Annotated in this window: 12 protein-coding genes; all 12 read left to right on the top strand. The window is 32.8% G+C overall.

Annotated elements, in window-relative coordinates; genetic code table 11:
• Window positions 1-248 precede the first annotated feature (248 nt).
• The 12 genes from ABD816_RS13835 to ABD816_RS13780 all read left to right on the top strand — a co-directional run bounded on the left by ABD816_RS13835 (window position 249) and on the right by ABD816_RS13780 (window position 18,722).
• Window positions 249-3,386 (top strand): SusC/RagA family TonB-linked outer membrane protein, encoded by a 3,138-nt coding sequence (locus ABD816_RS13835; protein ID WP_344928331.1) that lies wholly within the window; start codon window positions 249-251, stop codon window positions 3,384-3,386.
• 11 nt (window positions 3,387-3,397) lie between these two features.
• Window positions 3,398-4,885 carry a RagB/SusD family nutrient uptake outer membrane protein gene (locus tag ABD816_RS13830; RefSeq protein WP_344928329.1) on the top strand — a complete coding sequence of 496 codons (1,488 nt, stop codon included), beginning with the start codon at window positions 3,398-3,400 and terminating at the stop codon, window positions 4,883-4,885.
• Window positions 4,886-7,318, top strand: coding sequence for a polysaccharide lyase 6 family protein (locus tag ABD816_RS13825; RefSeq protein ID WP_344928327.1), 2,433 nt, complete (start codon window positions 4,886-4,888; stop codon window positions 7,316-7,318).
• A 12-nt stretch (window positions 7,319-7,330) separates the two neighbouring features.
• Window positions 7,331-8,866: an IPT/TIG domain-containing protein gene (locus ABD816_RS13820; RefSeq protein WP_344928326.1), complete on the top strand. Its 1,536-nt coding sequence runs from the start codon at window positions 7,331-7,333 to the stop codon at window positions 8,864-8,866.
• A gap of 27 nt (window positions 8,867-8,893) precedes the next feature.
• Entirely contained in the window at window positions 8,894-11,164 is a 2,271-nt protein-coding gene (locus ABD816_RS13815; RefSeq protein ID WP_344928325.1) for a heparinase II/III domain-containing protein, read from the top strand.
• Between the two features lie 9 nt (window positions 11,165-11,173).
• The gene (locus tag ABD816_RS13810; RefSeq protein WP_344928322.1) at window positions 11,174-11,527 is read left to right on the top strand and encodes a cupin domain-containing protein; all 354 of its coding nucleotides are present in this window, start codon (window positions 11,174-11,176) and stop codon (window positions 11,525-11,527) included.
• A 3-nt stretch (window positions 11,528-11,530) separates the two neighbouring features.
• Entirely contained in the window at window positions 11,531-13,348 is a 1,818-nt protein-coding gene (locus ABD816_RS13805; RefSeq protein ID WP_344928320.1) for an MFS transporter, read from the top strand.
• Window positions 13,349-13,386: 38 nt separating this feature from the next.
• Complete coding sequence (locus ABD816_RS13800; protein ID WP_344928319.1) at window positions 13,387-14,148, top strand: SDR family NAD(P)-dependent oxidoreductase; 762 nt, start codon at window positions 13,387-13,389, stop codon at window positions 14,146-14,148.
• Window positions 14,149-14,342: 194 nt separating this feature from the next.
• Complete coding sequence (locus ABD816_RS13795) at window positions 14,343-15,383, top strand: PfkB family carbohydrate kinase (protein ID WP_344928317.1); 1,041 nt, start codon at window positions 14,343-14,345, stop codon at window positions 15,381-15,383.
• An 89-nt stretch (window positions 15,384-15,472) separates the two neighbouring features.
• Complete coding sequence (locus ABD816_RS13790; protein WP_344928316.1) at window positions 15,473-16,141, top strand: bifunctional 4-hydroxy-2-oxoglutarate aldolase/2-dehydro-3-deoxy-phosphogluconate aldolase; 669 nt, start codon at window positions 15,473-15,475, stop codon at window positions 16,139-16,141.
• 364 nt (window positions 16,142-16,505) lie between these two features.
• Window positions 16,506-17,510: a sugar kinase gene (locus ABD816_RS13785; protein WP_344928314.1), complete on the top strand. Its 1,005-nt coding sequence runs from the start codon at window positions 16,506-16,508 to the stop codon at window positions 17,508-17,510.
• 282 nt (window positions 17,511-17,792) lie between these two features.
• Window positions 17,793-18,722, top strand: a complete 930-nt coding sequence (locus ABD816_RS13780) for a hypothetical protein (protein WP_344928312.1) — start codon at window positions 17,793-17,795, stop codon at window positions 18,720-18,722.
• Window positions 18,723-18,732: the final 10 nt, after the last annotated feature.

The following is an 18,732-nucleotide window of genomic DNA, read 5'->3' as shown; positions in this document are numbered from 1 at the left end:
TGTAACATAAAATAATCAATAAAAAAATAGAGGTCTGTTCACAATGTTCACCTCTTAATTTTCGAAACTTAATATGGTATTAAAATAAATTTATAGCTAATAATTACTTACATTACAAATAGAACCATACACCAACTTTAAGGTATGTATTTATTTTTTAAATAGTAGTTATTCTTGCTTTATTTTTAATTCGAAAATGTCAACATTAGTATTCTAAACTAAAGCATTATTAAACAAAAAAACTACTTATGTATTTAAAAAAGATGTTCGCGATCGCAATGATTGTTCTATGTCATTATACAGTACTCGCTCAGGATACTGTTACTGTAGAAGGGACAATTACTGGACAAGAAGATGGTATTCCGATACCAGGTGTTAATGTATTTATCCTTGGCACAAAATCAGGTACTACTACAGACTTTGATGGTTATTACCAATTAAAAGTTGAAAAAGATGCTGTTCTTTCTTTTTCTTTTACAGGAAAAAAAACAGTAACCACCGATGTAGCAGGAAGAACTACTATTAATGTTCAATTAGAGGAAGAAGCTTCTGAGTTAGAACAAGTGGTTGTTATTGGATACGGTACTACAAGAAGATCTTCTCTTACCGGTTCAGTTGCCAAATTAGAAAATAAAAATTTAGACGAACTTCCCTACACTGATGTTTCTAGCGGAATTAAAGGTAAGATCGCGGGGGTTCAAATTCGAAATACATCTACAGAACTAGGAGCGGATCCAGAGATTGTCATTAGAGGAACAGGTTCTATTAGTTTGAGTTCTGCACCTTTAGTTGTAGTTGATGGTTTTCCATTTGATGATGGATTACAATTTATTAATCCAAGTACAATTAAATCAATCGAAGTTTTAAAAGATGCGAGTTCTACTGCGATTTATGGTTCGCGTGGAGCAAACGGTGTAATCCTTGTTACAACAAAAGATGGAAAAGAAGGAAAGGCTAAATTCGAGTTTAAAACGTATACCGGTTTTAAAAGAGCTTTTAGAGAAGTTGATATCTTAGATGCTGTAGAATATTCAGATTTAGATCTTGAGCGTAACCGAGTAGTTGGTATTGATGATTATAGTGCTATTCAGGTAGCAAAAAGAGAAATTGCTATAAACAGTGGAGGTCCTACTAACTGGCAAGCTGAAGCTTTAAGAGATCCTGCTGTAATACAAAGTTACTTATTAAATGTATCTGGAGGTGGAAAAGATAATAAATACTTTATATCTGGTCAGTATGTTACTAATGAAGGTCTTTTAAAAGATAACTTCTTAGATCGTTTAAGTTTATCTGTAAAATTTAAATCTAAACTTTCTGATAGAGTTTCTTTAAACTTATCAGTAATACCATCATATACAGAAAATAGAAGATCAGGTATTAATTTTACGGATGTACTACGTTATGAAACTTGGATTCCTGTGAGACATAACGCTTATACTTCTGCATTAACCGGAAGAGAAATTGGAAGTTATGCACATAACCCACATTTTGACTTTCCTACCGGTCAAAATTTTGAATATATTAATGCATCAGGTGAACCTGATTTAGCAACTGTTACTGGTACATTATGGGGATCTAACAATTTTAACCCTATCGCTGCACAAATAGAAACTGAAGATATTCAGCACGACTATAGATTAGTTACCAATGGAAGTATTACTTGGGAAATATTAAATAATTTAAAACTAAGATCTTCTGCCAATGCATTATTACACCAAAGAACAAGAGAAACGTTTGAAGGTAGATTAGGTAATAGATCTAATACAAATCTTGGTGCAGCTAATGATCGTTTAAGAACTAAATATGTTTTTGAAAACACTTTAACATATAATAAAAGTTTCAATAAAAGTGAACTTGCTGTATTATTAGGAACAACTTATGAAAGGGATTTATTCAAATTTACCAATATAGAAGCAACTGGATTTGCAGTAGAAAATGTTACTACATTAAATAACGCAGGTAGTTTAGTTCTTGAAGATACAAATACCTTGAAATACGAAAATATTTTATCTTCTTATTTAGGTCGTATTAATTATGCATATGATGATAGATATTTATTTTCAGTAGCTGCCAGAGCGGATGGTTACTCAAAATTTGGAGAAAATAATCAATACGGATTATTCCCTTCAGTTTCTATTGGATGGAATATTGGAAATGAAAAATTCTGGCAAGACAATATTAGTTTTATTAACAGGTTCAAATTAAGAACTAGTTATGGTATCTCTGGTAGTAACTCTATAAATGTTGAAGATTTTCCAGCACGAAACCTTCTTTTCCAATCCAATTACCCGCTTGGAAATTCAACAGTTGGTCAATCTTCAAATACAGGGTATGGACAAATCAACAGCTTTATAGGAAATCCTAATATTAGCTGGGAAACCGTTGAGGAATATGATACTGGTATAGAGCTAGGCTTTCTTAATAATTCAATCAGTTTGACAGGTGATTATTATTATAAAATATCACAAGATTTAATTTTAGAAGAACAAATTCCTTTAGTAACAGGATATGATACTTATTTTAACAACACAGGTAAGGTTCAAAACTCTGGTTTCGAATTTGAATTATCTACTAATGTAGGTAATGGTAAGTTTAATTGGCAGGCAAGTGCTAATATATCTTTTAACGAGAATAAATTAATTTCTTTAGGAGGTCAGGAACAAACAATTAGTACAGGAGAACGTACTGATCAATACTTATCCAGAGTAGGAGATCCATATATTCAATTTTTTGGATACCAGACAGACGGAATATGGCAGACACAAGCAGAAATTGATAGTAACGTATCTTTTGCTAATGATGTACCTGGTGCGTTGCGTATTGTTGACGTTAATGGAGATGGTGTGTTAGATGCTGATGATAGAACAGTAATTGGTAATCCTTTTCCAGATTTTAACTGGGGATTCACAAACAATTTTACATATGGTAATTTTGATTTAAATATTGCGTTACAAGGATCACAAGGTGCTGAGGTACGATATGGAGATGCATTCTATATTGAAGTACAACGTTATCACAAAAATTATGCTGTAGGAGCTTGGTATGACGAGTCTGTTATTGCAACAGAACCTCAAGAAAGAACCGGAACTCCTTGGTTAGAAACTGACCGCGGTATACAAGATGCTTCTTATATTTCTTTAAGAGAAGTTATCTTAGGATATACTATTCCTGCAGATGCTATGAAATCAACAGGATTAGATAAAGCCAGAATATATATTTCTGCTCAGAACCCTATTTATATAGTATCTGATGACTACTACGGATTAAATCCTGAAGGTATTTCAACACCTACTGCTATTTCTGGTAATCCTTTTATTACAGGTTATCAAAGAGGTGTAGCTCCGATAGAACAACAACTTTTAATAGGATTAGATATCAACTTTTAAAAAAAACAAAAATGGAAACCTATATAAAATATAATAGAAAGCCCTATATCATTTTTATGCTTAGCTTGCTAGTAATAGGCTTTACTTCTTGTGATCTTGATGTAGAATCAGAATCAGAAGTTGACTCTGAAGTGTTTTACAGAGATGCTGAAGAAGTAAATCTAGCTTTAATCTCTGCTTATAACAGCCTTCGTGATGTTATGGATGTAGAATTTAGTGTAACTGAAATTAGATCTGACAATACTTTTCTTTCTCCTGATTCTTCAGTGGAAAATGATGTTGATAATTTCACCTTAGACAGAGGTACTATGGTATCTTCAAATTTAACAAACGAACAATATTATAGAGTATGTTATTCAACAATTGGATTAGCTAACGATGTAATCGAAAACGTTGGTAATGTTGAAGATTTAGATTTACGCAATCAATATGAAGCAGAAGCTCGATTTTTAAGAGCACATTGCTACTTTAACTTAGTACGATTATATGGTGCTGTTATTTATGTTGATGGAAGTTTATTAGGTGATGATGCCCTTTTATTAGAAAGATCTCCTGAAGCTTTTGTATATCAAAAAATTAAAGAAGACCTTATTTATGCAAGAGAAAACTTACCTTCAGAATACGGTGAAGATGAAGTTGGTAGAATTACCCAATATGCGGCTAAAGGAATTCTTGGAAAAGTATACTTAACGCTTGGAGAATATCCATTAGCAATTACAGAATTTCAGGACATAATTGATTCTGGAAGATTTGGTTTAGTTCCTAATTATGCCGATATCTTTTCTACTAATAATGAAAATAACGAAGAAGTAATTTTTGCGGTACAATATATTAGTGGAAACCTTGGTCTAGGATCACCTTTCGCTAACTATTTTGCTCCAGGAGCCACAGCAGAGCTTCTAGGTATTATAGGAGATGGTGATGAATTAAATATTCCTACATCGGGAATAGTAGACGCTTATGAAGATGGTGATCCAAGAAAAGAGGCATCATTGGCTGAGTCCTATACTGATTCACAAGGAAACGAAATCTTTTTCAATTATATTACAAAATATTTTACTCCTGTAGATAACGAATTTGATTCTGATAAAGATTGGATTATTCTAAGATATGCTGATATTAAATTACTACTTGCTGAAGCATACTTAGAACAAGGTAGAAAAGATGAAGCAGTAACACTGATTAATGAAATCAGAACAAGAGCAGGGCTTGCTAATTTAACTGCTACAGATATTGCAAGTACTTTTTCAACGAAGCTTGCCTTAGAAAGAGAAAGAAGAGTTGAATTTGCTTTTGAAAATCATCGCTTTTTTGATTTAGTGAGAACAGGAAGAGCACTTACCGTTATTAATCAAAATTTTATATCAGAATTTATTTATAACGATCCTAATAATCCTCAAAAAGCTGCTGCTCCTATTTCGGATTATCAACTAAAATTACCTATTCCTCAACGTGAGATTGATATCAATCCTAATCTAGCTCAAAATATAGGATACTAAATGAGTAACACTAGATTACATATAACTCTTTTGTTATTGTTAACACTAACAATAAATTCACAATATTGTGCTGCCAAAGAAATTTTGGTAGCCAATATTGATGAATTTAACGTTGCCATAAAAGGAGTATCTCCTGGTGATCATATCATTCTTAAAAATGGAGAATGGAAAAATGTGAATCTTATAGTTCATGGTCAGGGAACGTTGGAGTTACCAATAACTATTGAAGCAGAAGCTTCGGGTAATGTAATCATTAGTGGAGATTCTAGTCTAAAAATGACTGGAACTTATCTTATTGTAAAAGGATTATGGTTCAAGGATGGGTATACTTCTGGTAATGCTGTTATTTCTTTTAGAAATAATTCTAGTGAATTTGCTACTAATTCCCGAGTTACAGAGTGTGCGATTACCAATTATAACCCTACATCAAAAGATCAAGAATACAAATGGATAGATGTTTGGGGTAAAAATAATCGCATTGATCATAATTATTTTATTGGTAAAAACAACAGCGGTAGTCTTTTAGTAGTATGGTTAAAAGGTGATCAACATATTGAGAACAATCATTCCATTGATCACAATCATTTTGCAGGAAGACCTCCTTTAGGAAAAAACGGCGGAGAAACTATCAGAATTGGAACCAGTAAAACTTCTATGTCTTCTTCTAAGACATTGGTAGAAAACAACTTGTTCGAGAAATGTAATGGTGAAATTGAAATTATTTCTAATAAAAGTGGTGATAACATTTTTAGAGATAACTTATTCTTAGAAAATGAAGGAACATTGACACTTAGACATGGTGATAATGCATTAGTAGAAGGAAACGTTTTTATTGGTAACCAAAAATCCAAAACAGGAGGAGTTCGTGTGATTAACGCTAATCATATTATTAGAAACAATATGATGATAGGACTTACAGGATCTGGATTCAGAGGACCTATTGTAGTCATGAATGGTGTTCCAAACAGCCCATTAAACAGGTATAATCAGGTACAAAATGTAGATATACAATACAATACAGTTATTGATTGTTCGCCTGTTCAATTTGCAGCGGGAAAAGATGATGAACGTACATTACCTCCTATCAATACTACTTTTGCCAACAATATTATTTCGAATAGTGGTGATAGTGATAAAGTAATTGAAGTTTCTGATGACATCAAAGGATTTAATTTTTCTTCTAATATAATTGATGCAAATGCAACATTCGCAGCTAAAGGCTTCACTCAATATAAGGTTGAATGGAATTTATTTAACAATGCTGTACTGATACCAACATTAGATAATGGAACTAAATTAAAAGCTACCAAAATCAATGATTACAATCCAACGGTTGATATCACTGGAGCAAAAAGAAATTCTTATACGATTGGAGCTTATAACATAGAAAACAAAGCATTACCTAAAGCTTTAGTAATAAAGACTGGTCCGACAACCTGGAAACCCAAAGTGGAACCTCTTATTGAAATTACAAATACTATTATTGAAGTTGAACCGGGAATTGGAACACTAAACAAGGCAATGAGTAAAGCGGTTAAAGGCTCTACTCTAAAGCTTAAATCGGGAATGTTTATTCTTGAAAAGGGGATAAAAATCAAAACTGATGTTAGTATAATTGGAAATGATGCTGATAAAAAATCTGTTATAAAAATACAAGACAACTTAGAAAAAACATCTAATTATATTTTTAGACTTGACTCAAAAGCTATATTAAAATTAAAAAATCTTGAATTAACCGGGGAAAATAAAACACCGATTAAATACGCAGTAGCTTCATCGAATACAAGTGAAAATTCACCTTTTTCAGTTTTTATAGACAATTGCCTAATTCATAATTTTAACAATAGAACAGGAGGAGGATCGGTCTACAAATCATATAAAGGTACATTTGCTGATACGATAAGTATCAAAAACTCCAGAATAGAAAATTCGTATAGAGGATTAAATTTATCCGAAAACAAAAAAGGTTCTGGACAATCTAGTGCTAAAGTAGTTATTCTTGAAAATTCTATATTTTCAGAAATTGAACAATGGGCATTAAACTATTTTAGAGATGAAACATTATCTAATGAAGATCAAGATGCTCAGTTATACATAAACAATTGTATATTTAGCCGAGTTGCTGATTACGAAAAGGGAAGAATACTAAAAACAACTGGTATATCTTTTGTTAAAATTGAAAATTCAGTTTTTGAAAAAAGTTATAAAATTCAAAACCCTTTAAGTTTATCAGGTCAAAAAAACTTTATTAATAATTGCTTATTATTTAATGCTGGTCAAATAAAGTTAAGTAATAACGCTAAATCTGATAACATAATTTATAAAAATCCTAAATGGGAAGATTTTAAAAACTTTATTCCAAGTTCAAAATCTCCATTAGTTAAAAATGATCAAAATAAACAAATAGGACTATCCTTTAAAAACAAAAAATAAATACTATATACTATGAAAAAAACAATAAAATTTTTCGGTAATATATTAGTAGGTTCAAGTATGTTTGGACTCATGCTAATATTCCTTGCGATATCTGCTTGTGATGCAGAGGTAGAGGTAGAACAAACCCTAGAAGATATTAACTCAGTAGAGCCTACAATCACTGGTTTTTCTCCATCTTCTGTTAACATTCTTGAAACGGTAACGATTGAAGGAACAGGGCTTCAGTTTGTAGATAGTGTGTATGTTGGTGATAAACTAGCAACTATCTCATCACTTGCCAGTAGTTCAACATTAACATTTATTGTACCAAACGACGCACCAACTGGAGAAAAAATCACGGTAGTAAATCAGGTTTCCAGACAAGGTCAAGATAACCTTTTGGTATCCGGAGTTTCATCTGAAAACCTAACCGTAAATTATCCTGATCCTGTAATCACAATTCCTGATACTTTTGTTAATGAATCATTTGTGAATCAACCCGTAACTTTTGAAGGTGCTAATCTTTTAGGAATCACAAGTGTTACTTTTGCAGGTATAGAAGCTCCTGTAGAATTTCAAAATGAATCAGTAATTGTTGTTAATACTCCTGATATGAGTAAAGCAATAGGAGAAGCTGGTGTTGATATAGTAATCAATTACTCTACGGCTTCAGGATCTGCATCAGAAACAATCGTATCTAATTTTATAGTTAATATACCTTTATTAACCTTAAATGGTTTCCCAACAGTAATTTCTCGAGATAATAATGTAACAATTACAGGTGAAGATCTTCAAATCACTGAAACTATAACCGTAGGAGGTGAAACCGTAACGATTATTGAAAAAGAGTCTAATGAAATTGTTTTCTCTCCACCTACAACATTAGTAACAGGGTTATATGATGTACAATTAACGGATCAAGAAGGTAATGTTACCACTCAAGAAAATGTAGCATATGTACATGCTAAATATATAGAATTCTTTGATTTTGCTAACTATAGCACTACAGATGTAAGAGATGATGGATTACTAAGTATTTCTAAAATTAATGATGTAGATAGTCAACCTAAAATTGACGGAGTTCCTTTTGGTACCGAATATTTACAAATGGAATATGCAAGCTTAACTGGTAGTACGAGAGCTCGTTTGTATTTTGGCGAAACAACTGCAGGAGGTGGATTTTCAGGAAGTTTAAATAAAAGTCAATTATCTGAATTAATTGGAGCTGAAGCAACGTTTGATAATGCTTATTTACATTTCTGGGTAAGAACTGTCGGAAACCCAAATATTAAGTTATACTTTGGAGATAGTCCTAGAAGAGAACTAAGAATTACAGATTCTACGCCTCCAGGTGAATGGCAGTTAATTGCTGTTAATTTAACAAATTTTGTAACCGGAGGTAGTATTGAAGACTTTCATGTAAGATTTGCACCGGGAAGTGGTGGAGAATTACCAAAACGACATGATGTAAATTGGTTTATTGTATCTGATCAAGTGCTTACTGAATTTGGCGCTATTGATACTTCTGATACGATTTCAACAGACGTTTTTTGGAAAGCACAATAGATAATATAGAATTATAAAAACATCTTAATGACCCACATATTCTTAAATGCTAAGAATGTAAGACTAGGCACTTTTTGCCTAGTCTTATTACTTAGTATGACTTTTATCAGCTGTAATAAAAAAGAAATTAAAGAAACCGGTGAAACGGTAACCACCGATGTACAAGAGGGTCCTGTATTATCATTATACCCTAAGGATGCAACGGAAATAAAAAAATTAAAAGACTCAAATGATGTTTTGAAAATTTCTTTTGATGAACATCAAAAGAAAGCTGACAAAGCAATCACTAATGGGATAGAAGTACCTGTACCTAAAGATCCAGGAGGCGGATATACACACGAAAAACATAAGCAAAATTATGGTGAAATGTACGCCGCAGGTATTGCATATCAAATTACAAATGATAAAAAATATGCCACGTTTGTAACCGATATGCTACTAGAATATGCCAAAATGTACCCTACCCTACCACTACACCCTTTCAGTAAAGAAAATCATCCTGCTGGAAAACTTTTCTGGCAAGGACTTAATGAAAGTGTATGGTTAGTAAACTCCATACAAGCCTATAATCTAGTAAGTTCTGCTATATCAGAAGAAAATAAAAAAATAATCGAAACTGATGTATTCAGGAAGGTAGTTGAATTTGTAAGCGTTGATTCTAAAGAAACTTTCAACAGAATTCACAATCATGGTACTTGGGCAGTTGCTGGAGTAGGTATGACTGGCTATGTATTGGAAGATCAAGATATGGTTGATCGTGCATTATATGGAAGTAATAAGGATAAAAAAACTGGATTTCTAAAACAAATCAATGAATTATTCTCTCCTGATGGGTATTATTCTGAAGGGCCTTACTATCAAAGATATGCGATGATGCCTTTTATGCTGTTTGCACAAGCAATAGAAAATAATCAACCAGACCTAAAAATATTTGAATATCGCAATCAACTCTTAGGAAAAGCAGTCACTACTGTTTTACAGCTTACTGATGAGAATGGAGCTTTCTTACCCTTTAATGATGCTTTAAAAGAGAAAAACTATCTAACCGGTGAGCTAATATTTGCAAGTAATATAGCATACGCTTATTATAAAGATGAAGCATTACTTCCGGTAATCCTAAAGCACGGTAAAGTTAGTATTTCCAGTGCAGGATTAAAAGTAGCGCAAGCTTTAGATAATTTTGAGCTAACAGCATATGTTAAAAAGCCTATGTTAATTCTCGATGGCAAAGATGGCAAGGCTGGCGGACTCGCTTTAATGAGAATGTCTAATGGCAAACAGGATGAACAATTGACATCTATCTTCAAATTTGCATCTCAAGGAATGGGACATGGACATTTTGATAGGCTATCTATTTTTATGTATGATGGTAAACAAGAAATCTTACAAGATTACGGTGCAGCACGCTTTCTTAATGTAGAATCTAAACAAGGAGGTCGTTATTTACCAGAAAACAAAACTTGGGCAAAGCAAACTATAGCACACAATACTGTTACTGTAGATCAAAAATCTCAGTTTGGTGGGAATGTCAAAAAGTCTAGTGCTGTTAACCCTAAACTAATATTCTCAAACCTAGAAGACCCGAATCTTCAAATTGTCAGTGCAGTTGAAGAAAATGGATATGAAGGAGTAAAAATGCAACGTACCATTACAATGATAAAAGATGAAAAATTAGAAAGACCTCCTTTTTTAATAGATGTCTATACCATTAATTCTGAGAACGTACATCAGTATGACCTTAATTTCATGTATCAAGGTCAGGTAATGGAAACTAATTTTGATTACAAAAAAGAAACCACGCTATCCCCACTTGGAAAAGAAAACGGATATCAACATTTATGGAAACAAGCAGAAGGAAGAAGTGAAAAAAATCTAGCTACATTAACCTGGTTAAATAAGAACAGCTTCTACTCTATCTCTAGTTTAATCGATGCTGATAGCAGAATGATCTTTTCTAGATTAGGTGCTAATGATCCTGATTTCAATCTTAGGAACGAACCCTCTTATATGATAAGAGAGAAAGGAAAAAAGAATCATATTTTTGTGAATGTAATTGAGCCCCACGGAAATTTTGATCCTAAATTAGAATCTGTTCAAAATCCGCATTCTAGTGTTAGTGAAATAAAGGTTTTATTATCAAATAAAGAATATACTGCTATATCAATCATATTAGATGCTAAAAAGACATATACCCTTGTCATAGCTAACAATAGTAGCGAATCTAATAAACAACATAGCGTTACCATTGATGAACAAGAATATGAATGGACAGGTAATTATAATTTAAAAATCAACTAAACTAGAATAATGAATTACTCAAAAACAAAGAGTGAGGTTTTCTTTGAAACTAAAGAGAAGTCATGGGAAGATACTGCACCAGGTATCAAAAAACGAATGATCGGATATGATATAAATATAGTGAGTGAAAAAGAATCTTTTGGTTATTTCTACAATCATTTTCATTCTCAAACTGCCAAAGTTGAATCAAAAAGTTTTGAAGCAATAGTCGGTAATCAGAAGAAAAACTTAAATGGTGGAGACGATTTCTTTACCCCATTAAACGTTTCGAACAAAGCAGTATGTTTAGAGTCTGGAGTATTAATTGATGTATTTAGTCCAATAGGAAAAGATTTCTTGGACATTTCACACACAAAGAATTAAGTGATGAAAAAAATAAAAGGTTTACGGTGGTATATTATTGTACTAATTTTTTTAGCCACTGTTATAAATTATATAGATAGAACTGCGTTTGCGCTCTTATGGCCAGAAATGGGTAAGGATCTGGGAATGAAAAATTCAGATTACGCTACAATGTTCAATTGGTTTTTAGGAGCATATGCAGTAGGTAAATTTGCTTCTGGTAAATTATATGATAAAATAGGTACCAGACTAGGTTTTACAGTATCCATTATCGTATGGTCTGTGGCCTCTGTTTTTCACGCTTTTGCTAGAGGGATAATATCTCTATCCATATTTAGAGTAATGCTAGGATTAGGAGAAGCCGGTAATTGGCCAGGAGCTGTAAAGAGCAATGCAGAATGGTTTCCAGTGAAGCAACGTGCCATTGCACAGGGTATTTTTAATGCTGGAGCATCTATTGGTAATGTTATTGCACCATTTATCATTGTGTTCCTCTATGCACTTTTTGGTTGGAAAACGACCTATATTATTTTAGGTGGAATAGGACTTATTTGGGTAATACCTTGGTTGTTTATTAATAAAGCAATACCAGAAAAACACCCATGGATTACACAAGAAGAAAAAGAATTAATACTTTCTAGTAGAATTGAGGATGATAAAAATGAGGATGATACTAAAAAAGAGAAAAGCTTAAGCATAGGAACTATATTAGGCCATAAAGAGTCATGGGGAGTATTACTTTGTCGTTTCTTTATTGAGCCAGTTTGGTGGTTTTTCGCAGCATGGATGCCTATTTATTTGAATAGTCAATTTGGATTAAGTATTTCAGAAATTGCTGGTACCATGTGGATTTCTTATTTATTTGCTGCTGCGGGAAGTATTGTAGGAGGATGGTTTTCAGGTTTGTTAATGAAATCAAGAACAGTTGATTTTGCCAGAAAAACTACAATAACACTTGGAGGAATTTTAATTTTCTTAGGATTCCTTTCTATCATACAATTTGTAGGTAATTCATCAGCTAATATAAAAGTATCAGAAATAAATGGCATAGCAGCTACAGTAGAGAAAAAAATAATTGTTGCAAAAGATACAATTATTTTAAATGAAAACGGTGCACTTAAATTCAAACCCGATTCATTATTTTCGGGAAAGAAAATAATCCCTATTACTATTTCGAATCAAGAACTAGGGACTAAAACTACATCTTCAATTGAAATTCTAGTGACACCTGTAGTAGACAAAGATGCTAAAATGACTGATATAAAGCTGATGTCTATTAACCTTGACCCCCTTAAAAATAGCACCGATAATTTACAAATTACAGGTCTTAAAGGTAAGCAGCTTCCTGGCAATGATATTAAGTTAAAAAATGGGACCGCAAAACTTACTAATGGAATCATTCAGTATACACCTAAAGCAAGTTTTAAAGGTCAAGAGACTATTACATATACAACAAAAAATGCAAGTGGTAGTATTACAGAGAATAGCCTTGATGTGTATGTAACACCACAGAATGACTCTTTAACAATAAATCCAACCGGAGAAAGTAATTTTATGCTCTTCATTTATTTAGCTGGTCTTATACTTTTTGGTTTCCAATTTGCTATTGGCAACATACAGACGATATCCAGTGATTTATTTAGAGGACCTTCTGTAGGTACACTTGCAGGTCTGGCGGGAACTGTTGCGGCAGTATCTCCTATGATAATGAATTGGTTTGTAGGTCAAATAACAACAAGCTCATATACCCCTGCATTTATAGCTATCAATGTTGCTGTAGTACTGGGTGTATTAGTGGTATTTATTTTTATAAGAAAAATAGGACCAGTTCGAACAAAATAATAATCAAAAATTAATCAACATAAATAAAAATTAATAAAATGAGTACAAAAGGAAAAGTTGCAATAGTGACTGGAGCAACAGGCGGTATAGGTTTTGCAGTTGCAAAAAGATTAGGTAAAGATGGATATACTGTAATTCTAAATGGTATAGAAGATGATGAAGGTGCTAAAAGAGTAGCTGAACTTGCAGATGATGGAATAACTGCCGAGTATTATGGATTTGATGTTACTAATGAAGAAGCGGTAACCTCAAATATAAAATCAATTGGTGAAAAATATGGTAAAATCGATGTATTGGTAAATAATGCCGGTGGATTAGGTGGAAGATCTAGATTTGAAGAAATGACCACAGAATTTTACAGAGGTGTAATGGCATTGAACCTTGACTCGACGTTTTTTGCGTCCAGAGCTGCCATTCCATTTCTTAAAAAAGCGGAAGGTGCTTCTATTATTAACTATACATCAAATGCAGGATGGACTGCAGGAGGACCTGGAGCTGGTATCTATGGAACATCTAAGGCTGGAGTTCATGCAATAACAAGAGCATTAGCAAAAGACCTTGCAGAATACGGAATCAGAGTGAATGCAGTATCTCCTGGTACAATCGATACTCCATTCCACAAACAAATTAAATCAACTAAACCAGAAGTTTTTGCTTCTTGGAAAAATAATATTTTATTAGGTAGATTAGGTCAGCCAGAAGATGTAGCTTCTGTAGTTTCTTTCTTAGCAAGTAATGACGCTTCCTTTATTACAGCTGAAACTCTTCAAATTGGTGGAGGACAAGCGTTAGGAATTTAAATAATGATTTTTATACTGCTGGAAACTACCTTTGTTTCCGGCAGTATATAATATTGATATTAACGATTAACATAAATTATAAATTAATGATCATAATATCAAAAAGATTACTAAACAACATATTGCTATAAGTAAGATCTGTTATTTAGAAATCTAATTGAAGTATCAAAAAATTATAGAATAAATAGTACAAAATGAAAAAAGTAGTAACTTTTGGAGAGATCATGTTACGATTAGCTCCTCAGGGATTTTTAAGATTTTCTCAAGCTAACAATTTTGACGCAATATATGGAGGTGGAGAATCGAACGTAGCAGTTTCTTTAGCAAATTATGGAGTACCCGTGGATTTCGTAACGCGATTACCAAAAAATGATATTGGTGAGTGTGCTATGATGGAAATGCGCAAAAGAGGTGTTGGTGTAGATAAAATTGTATATGGTGGTGATCGTTTAGGAATTTATTTCCTAGAAACTGGTGCTGTATCAAGAGGATCCAAAGTTGTTTATGATAGAGCACATTCTGCAATTGCAGAAATTGAATCTGGAATGATTAATTGGAAAGAAGTTTTTGATGGAGTAGAATGGTTTCACTGGACAGGTATTACTCCAGCAATATCACAAGGAGCCGCTGATGTTTGCTTAGAAGCGGTAAAAGCAGCTAGCGAACTAGGTGTTACTATTTCAACAGATCTTAACTATAGAGCTAAACTTTGGAACTACGGTGGAGACAGAGAAGCTATTATGACAGAATTAACTTCGTATTGTGATGTTATCCTAGGAAATGAGGAAGATGCAGAGAAACATTTTAACATCAAACCAGAAGGATTGGATATTACAACTCAGGGACATGACGTTAAGGCAGAAGCTTTTTTATCTGTATGTAAGCAGATGATGGAAAAATTTCCAAGAGCTAAAAAAGTAATTACTACATTAAGAGGTTCTATTTCTGCTTCTCATAACACATGGGCTGGAGTTTTATATGATGGTAAGAAAATGTACGAGACACGTCAGTATCAAATTACGGATATTGTAGATCGAGTAGGTGGCGGAGATTCATTTATGGGAGGTTTGATCTATGGATTACTTAAATATCCTGAAGATGATCAAAATGCACTGGACTTTGCGGTAGCTGCCTCTTGCCTAAAACATACGATTAAGGGAGATGCAAACCTTGTAACAGTTGCAGAAGTTGAAAAACTAATGGGTGGAGATGCTTCTGGACGAGTTGCTAGATAATAAAAAATAATTATAGGATATCGAGCATATAAAAATTCGATATCCTATTTTTTGAACTCTCATGAGTTCATTTAAAACAAATCAATATAATGGCACAGTTTTCAAGAATTGAAGTTGCTACAGCAATGAAAGAAACAGGGATGATTCCTTTGTTTTATCATAATGATATAGAATTAAGTAAAAAAGTATTAAAAGCCTGCTACGACGGAGGTGCTCGCTTAATGGAATTTACTGCTCGTGGAGATTTCGCTCACGAAATCTTTGGAGAGCTTACTAAATATGCAATTGCAGAATTACCTGGTATGATAATGGGTGTTGGATCCGTAACGGACGCTGGTGCTGCATCTTTGTACATGGCACTAGGAGCTAATTTTATTGTAACACCTGTATTAAGAGAAGATATAGCAATCGTTTGTAACAGACGTAAAGTATTATGGTCTCCAGGATGTGGTACATTAACAGAAATATCAAGAGCAGAAGAATTAGGATGCGAAATCGTAAAACTATTTCCTGGTGATATCTATGGCCCTAATTTTGTGAAAGGTATTAAAGGTCCTTGTAAATGGACTAGCATTATGCCTACTGGAGGTGTTGCTCCTACTAAAGAAAACCTATCCGCTTGGTTTGATGCAGGGGTTACTTGCGTAGGGATGGGATCTAAACTGATTTCTAAAGATATAATCAAGAATAAAGATTATGCTAAATTAGAGCAAGATGTAAAAAATGCACTTGCAATTGTTAGAGAAGTTAGAAAATAACTAGCTACCTAAAATACTCAAAAACGTTTCTCAAATGTTAAACGTTACAAAATATACCAATTAAATTTCACTTTAATTATTTTGAAATTTAATTGGTATTATTATAAAATCTAACTTATAAGTAATTAAGGAAACAAGGTGTATGTTATTTTAAATGCATCATATTAAATACAAAAAAGTTAATACAAGTTATTCTTTTTTATAAATCTGTTAGCTATAACATTAAAAAAAAATGATCCCATAATTCTGGGATATCTTACTTAAAAAACAAATTATTTTGATCTAAAAACGCTTATCTTCGGATTATTATAAAACTCAACTAATTTTTATCAAAAGATTGTAATTTTTACTAAAGCATATAAAAATGAGTAAAGTAGTAACTTTTGGAGAAATCTTAATGCGTATTACTCCCTTAGGTAATAAAAAACTAAAGCAATCCAACCAACTGGAATACTACTTTGGTGGAACAGAAGCTAATGTAGCCATATCATTATCTCAATTTGGTAATCAGACTCAATATATAACAGTAGTTTCAGACGATTTTATTGGTAGTGCTGTAAAGAGTTATTTAAAACAGTTAGAAGTAGATACTACCTCTATTATAGAGTTACATCACCCATTAGGATTATACTTTCTAGAAGTAGGTGCGGTTATGCGTTCCAGCACTATTTCTTATAACAGGGCACATTCTGCATTTTGCCATATTGAACCACATATGGTAGATTGGGACGAAGCATTGCATGACTGTCAATGGTTCCATTGGACTGGTATTACCCCTGCCCTAACCCATAATGCGTATCTAACCTTAAAAGAAGGATTACAGGTAGCCCATAAAAAGGGGATCACGATATCTGCTGACCCTGCTTATAGAAAAGATTTATGGAATTATGGTAAAAATGCTAAAGATATTCTTAAAGAATTAATTATGTATTCTGATATTTTTATTGGAGGTCCTAATGAGATTAATGAATTATTGGGCACCCATTTTGAATACACTAATGAAGACTTTATTGCAGCAAGTAAATTACTATTAGCAGAGTATCCTAATATTAAAAAAGTTGCAGATAAAACAAGGGTTTCACTAAATGCTAACTGGCATAAAATCATTTCCCGTATGTGGACTGGTACAGAATTTCTCGAAACCAAAGAGCTTGAAATCACTCATATTGTAGACAGAATTGGAACCGGTGATGCCTATGCAGCCGGACTAATTCATGGACTTTTACATTATTCGGATTTAAAAGCTTTAGAATTTGCAAATGCATCTTGTGCTATTAAACATACTATAGAAGGAGATGCTAACCTCCTTAGCGAAAAAGAAGTGCTTAATATTATAGAAGGCAATACAAGCGGTAGAATTATACGTTAATATTGTGTATAAAAATTAATTTAATATAACTTTAACCTGGGTTGATCATATTCAAAGGCTATCAATTTACGGTTTTCCCACATATACCTAAAAAACAAACCGTATCTAAAACAATAAGATCATCGATAAATTGACAACTTATTCGATAAAAAGTAAGTTTTTTAACAAAAAACATAGTGAAATAAAATAATTTATAATATATTTGAGAAACCAATTAGTGGTTAACCAAATTTTTGACACCCTTTTTATCAACATTAAACAAAAAATTAACAAACAAAAATTATGAAAAAATTAATACTATCAGTTAGTTTGTTGGCTAGTTGTGCAATCTTCGCTCAAGAGCCTACAGTAATAAATGATGAATTTGCTGAAATTCCTAAAAATTCAGGAAGTGACTGTGCTTGTGCTGGTTGGATAAACAAAGACTTAGGGGATCAAGGAGAAACATCATCCTCAGGAGGACTTGTTGCTCCAAATAAAGCAATAAAATTTGATAATTCAGAAGCTGATGTAGCTTATCAAGAAATTGCCGTTTTACCTAATACCGATTATAGATTAACGTACGCCTATAGATTACAAGATCCAACAGGTAATAATCCTGGAATGTCTGGAGATGATACAACTCTTGAAATAAGAATTTTATCTGCTGCAGGATATACTACTGGTTATACTCCATCTTATCCAGCAGAAACTGATGATCCTATTCCTACTTTTGGTTATGTTGATATTGCAGAAGTAGAAAATGCGGCAAATAATATTACAAATGTGACACATACATATCCAGGTAACCAGGATTATAATATTGCTACATTAGATTTTAATTCTGGTTCAGATGAAAGTATAGTTCTTTTTATGAGGGGTATTGGAGGAACTGGTGCTTTTGATGCTACTTACCTTTGGAAATCTGGAGAGCAAGAAACTCAAGTAGATTACATTACATTAGTAAATCAAACAGATGCTAACGCTCTTGGTGTATCTGATTTCACTGCAAATAACAACAAATTCAAAATGTATCAATCTGAAGATTTTTTAAATATACAGACTGATGAAGCACTTAAAAGTGCAACGGTGTATGATCTAAATGGTAGGTCTATGATTTCTTCTGATTCAAAAAGTATTAATGTTAGCGCTTTAGCAAGAGGAACTTATTTATTAGGAGTTGAATTATTATCTTCTCCTGGTGCAATTAGCACTCAGTTGTTTTCTAAGTAAAAACAAAAAT

It is taken from the genome of Aquimarina addita, assembly GCF_039539305.1.
In the GTDB taxonomy this organism is placed as follows: Bacteria; Bacteroidota; Bacteroidia; order Flavobacteriales; family Flavobacteriaceae; genus Aquimarina; species Aquimarina addita.
The sequence above is the reverse complement of the archived record's forward strand: the minus strand, read 5'-3'. Positions and strand labels throughout refer to the sequence as shown.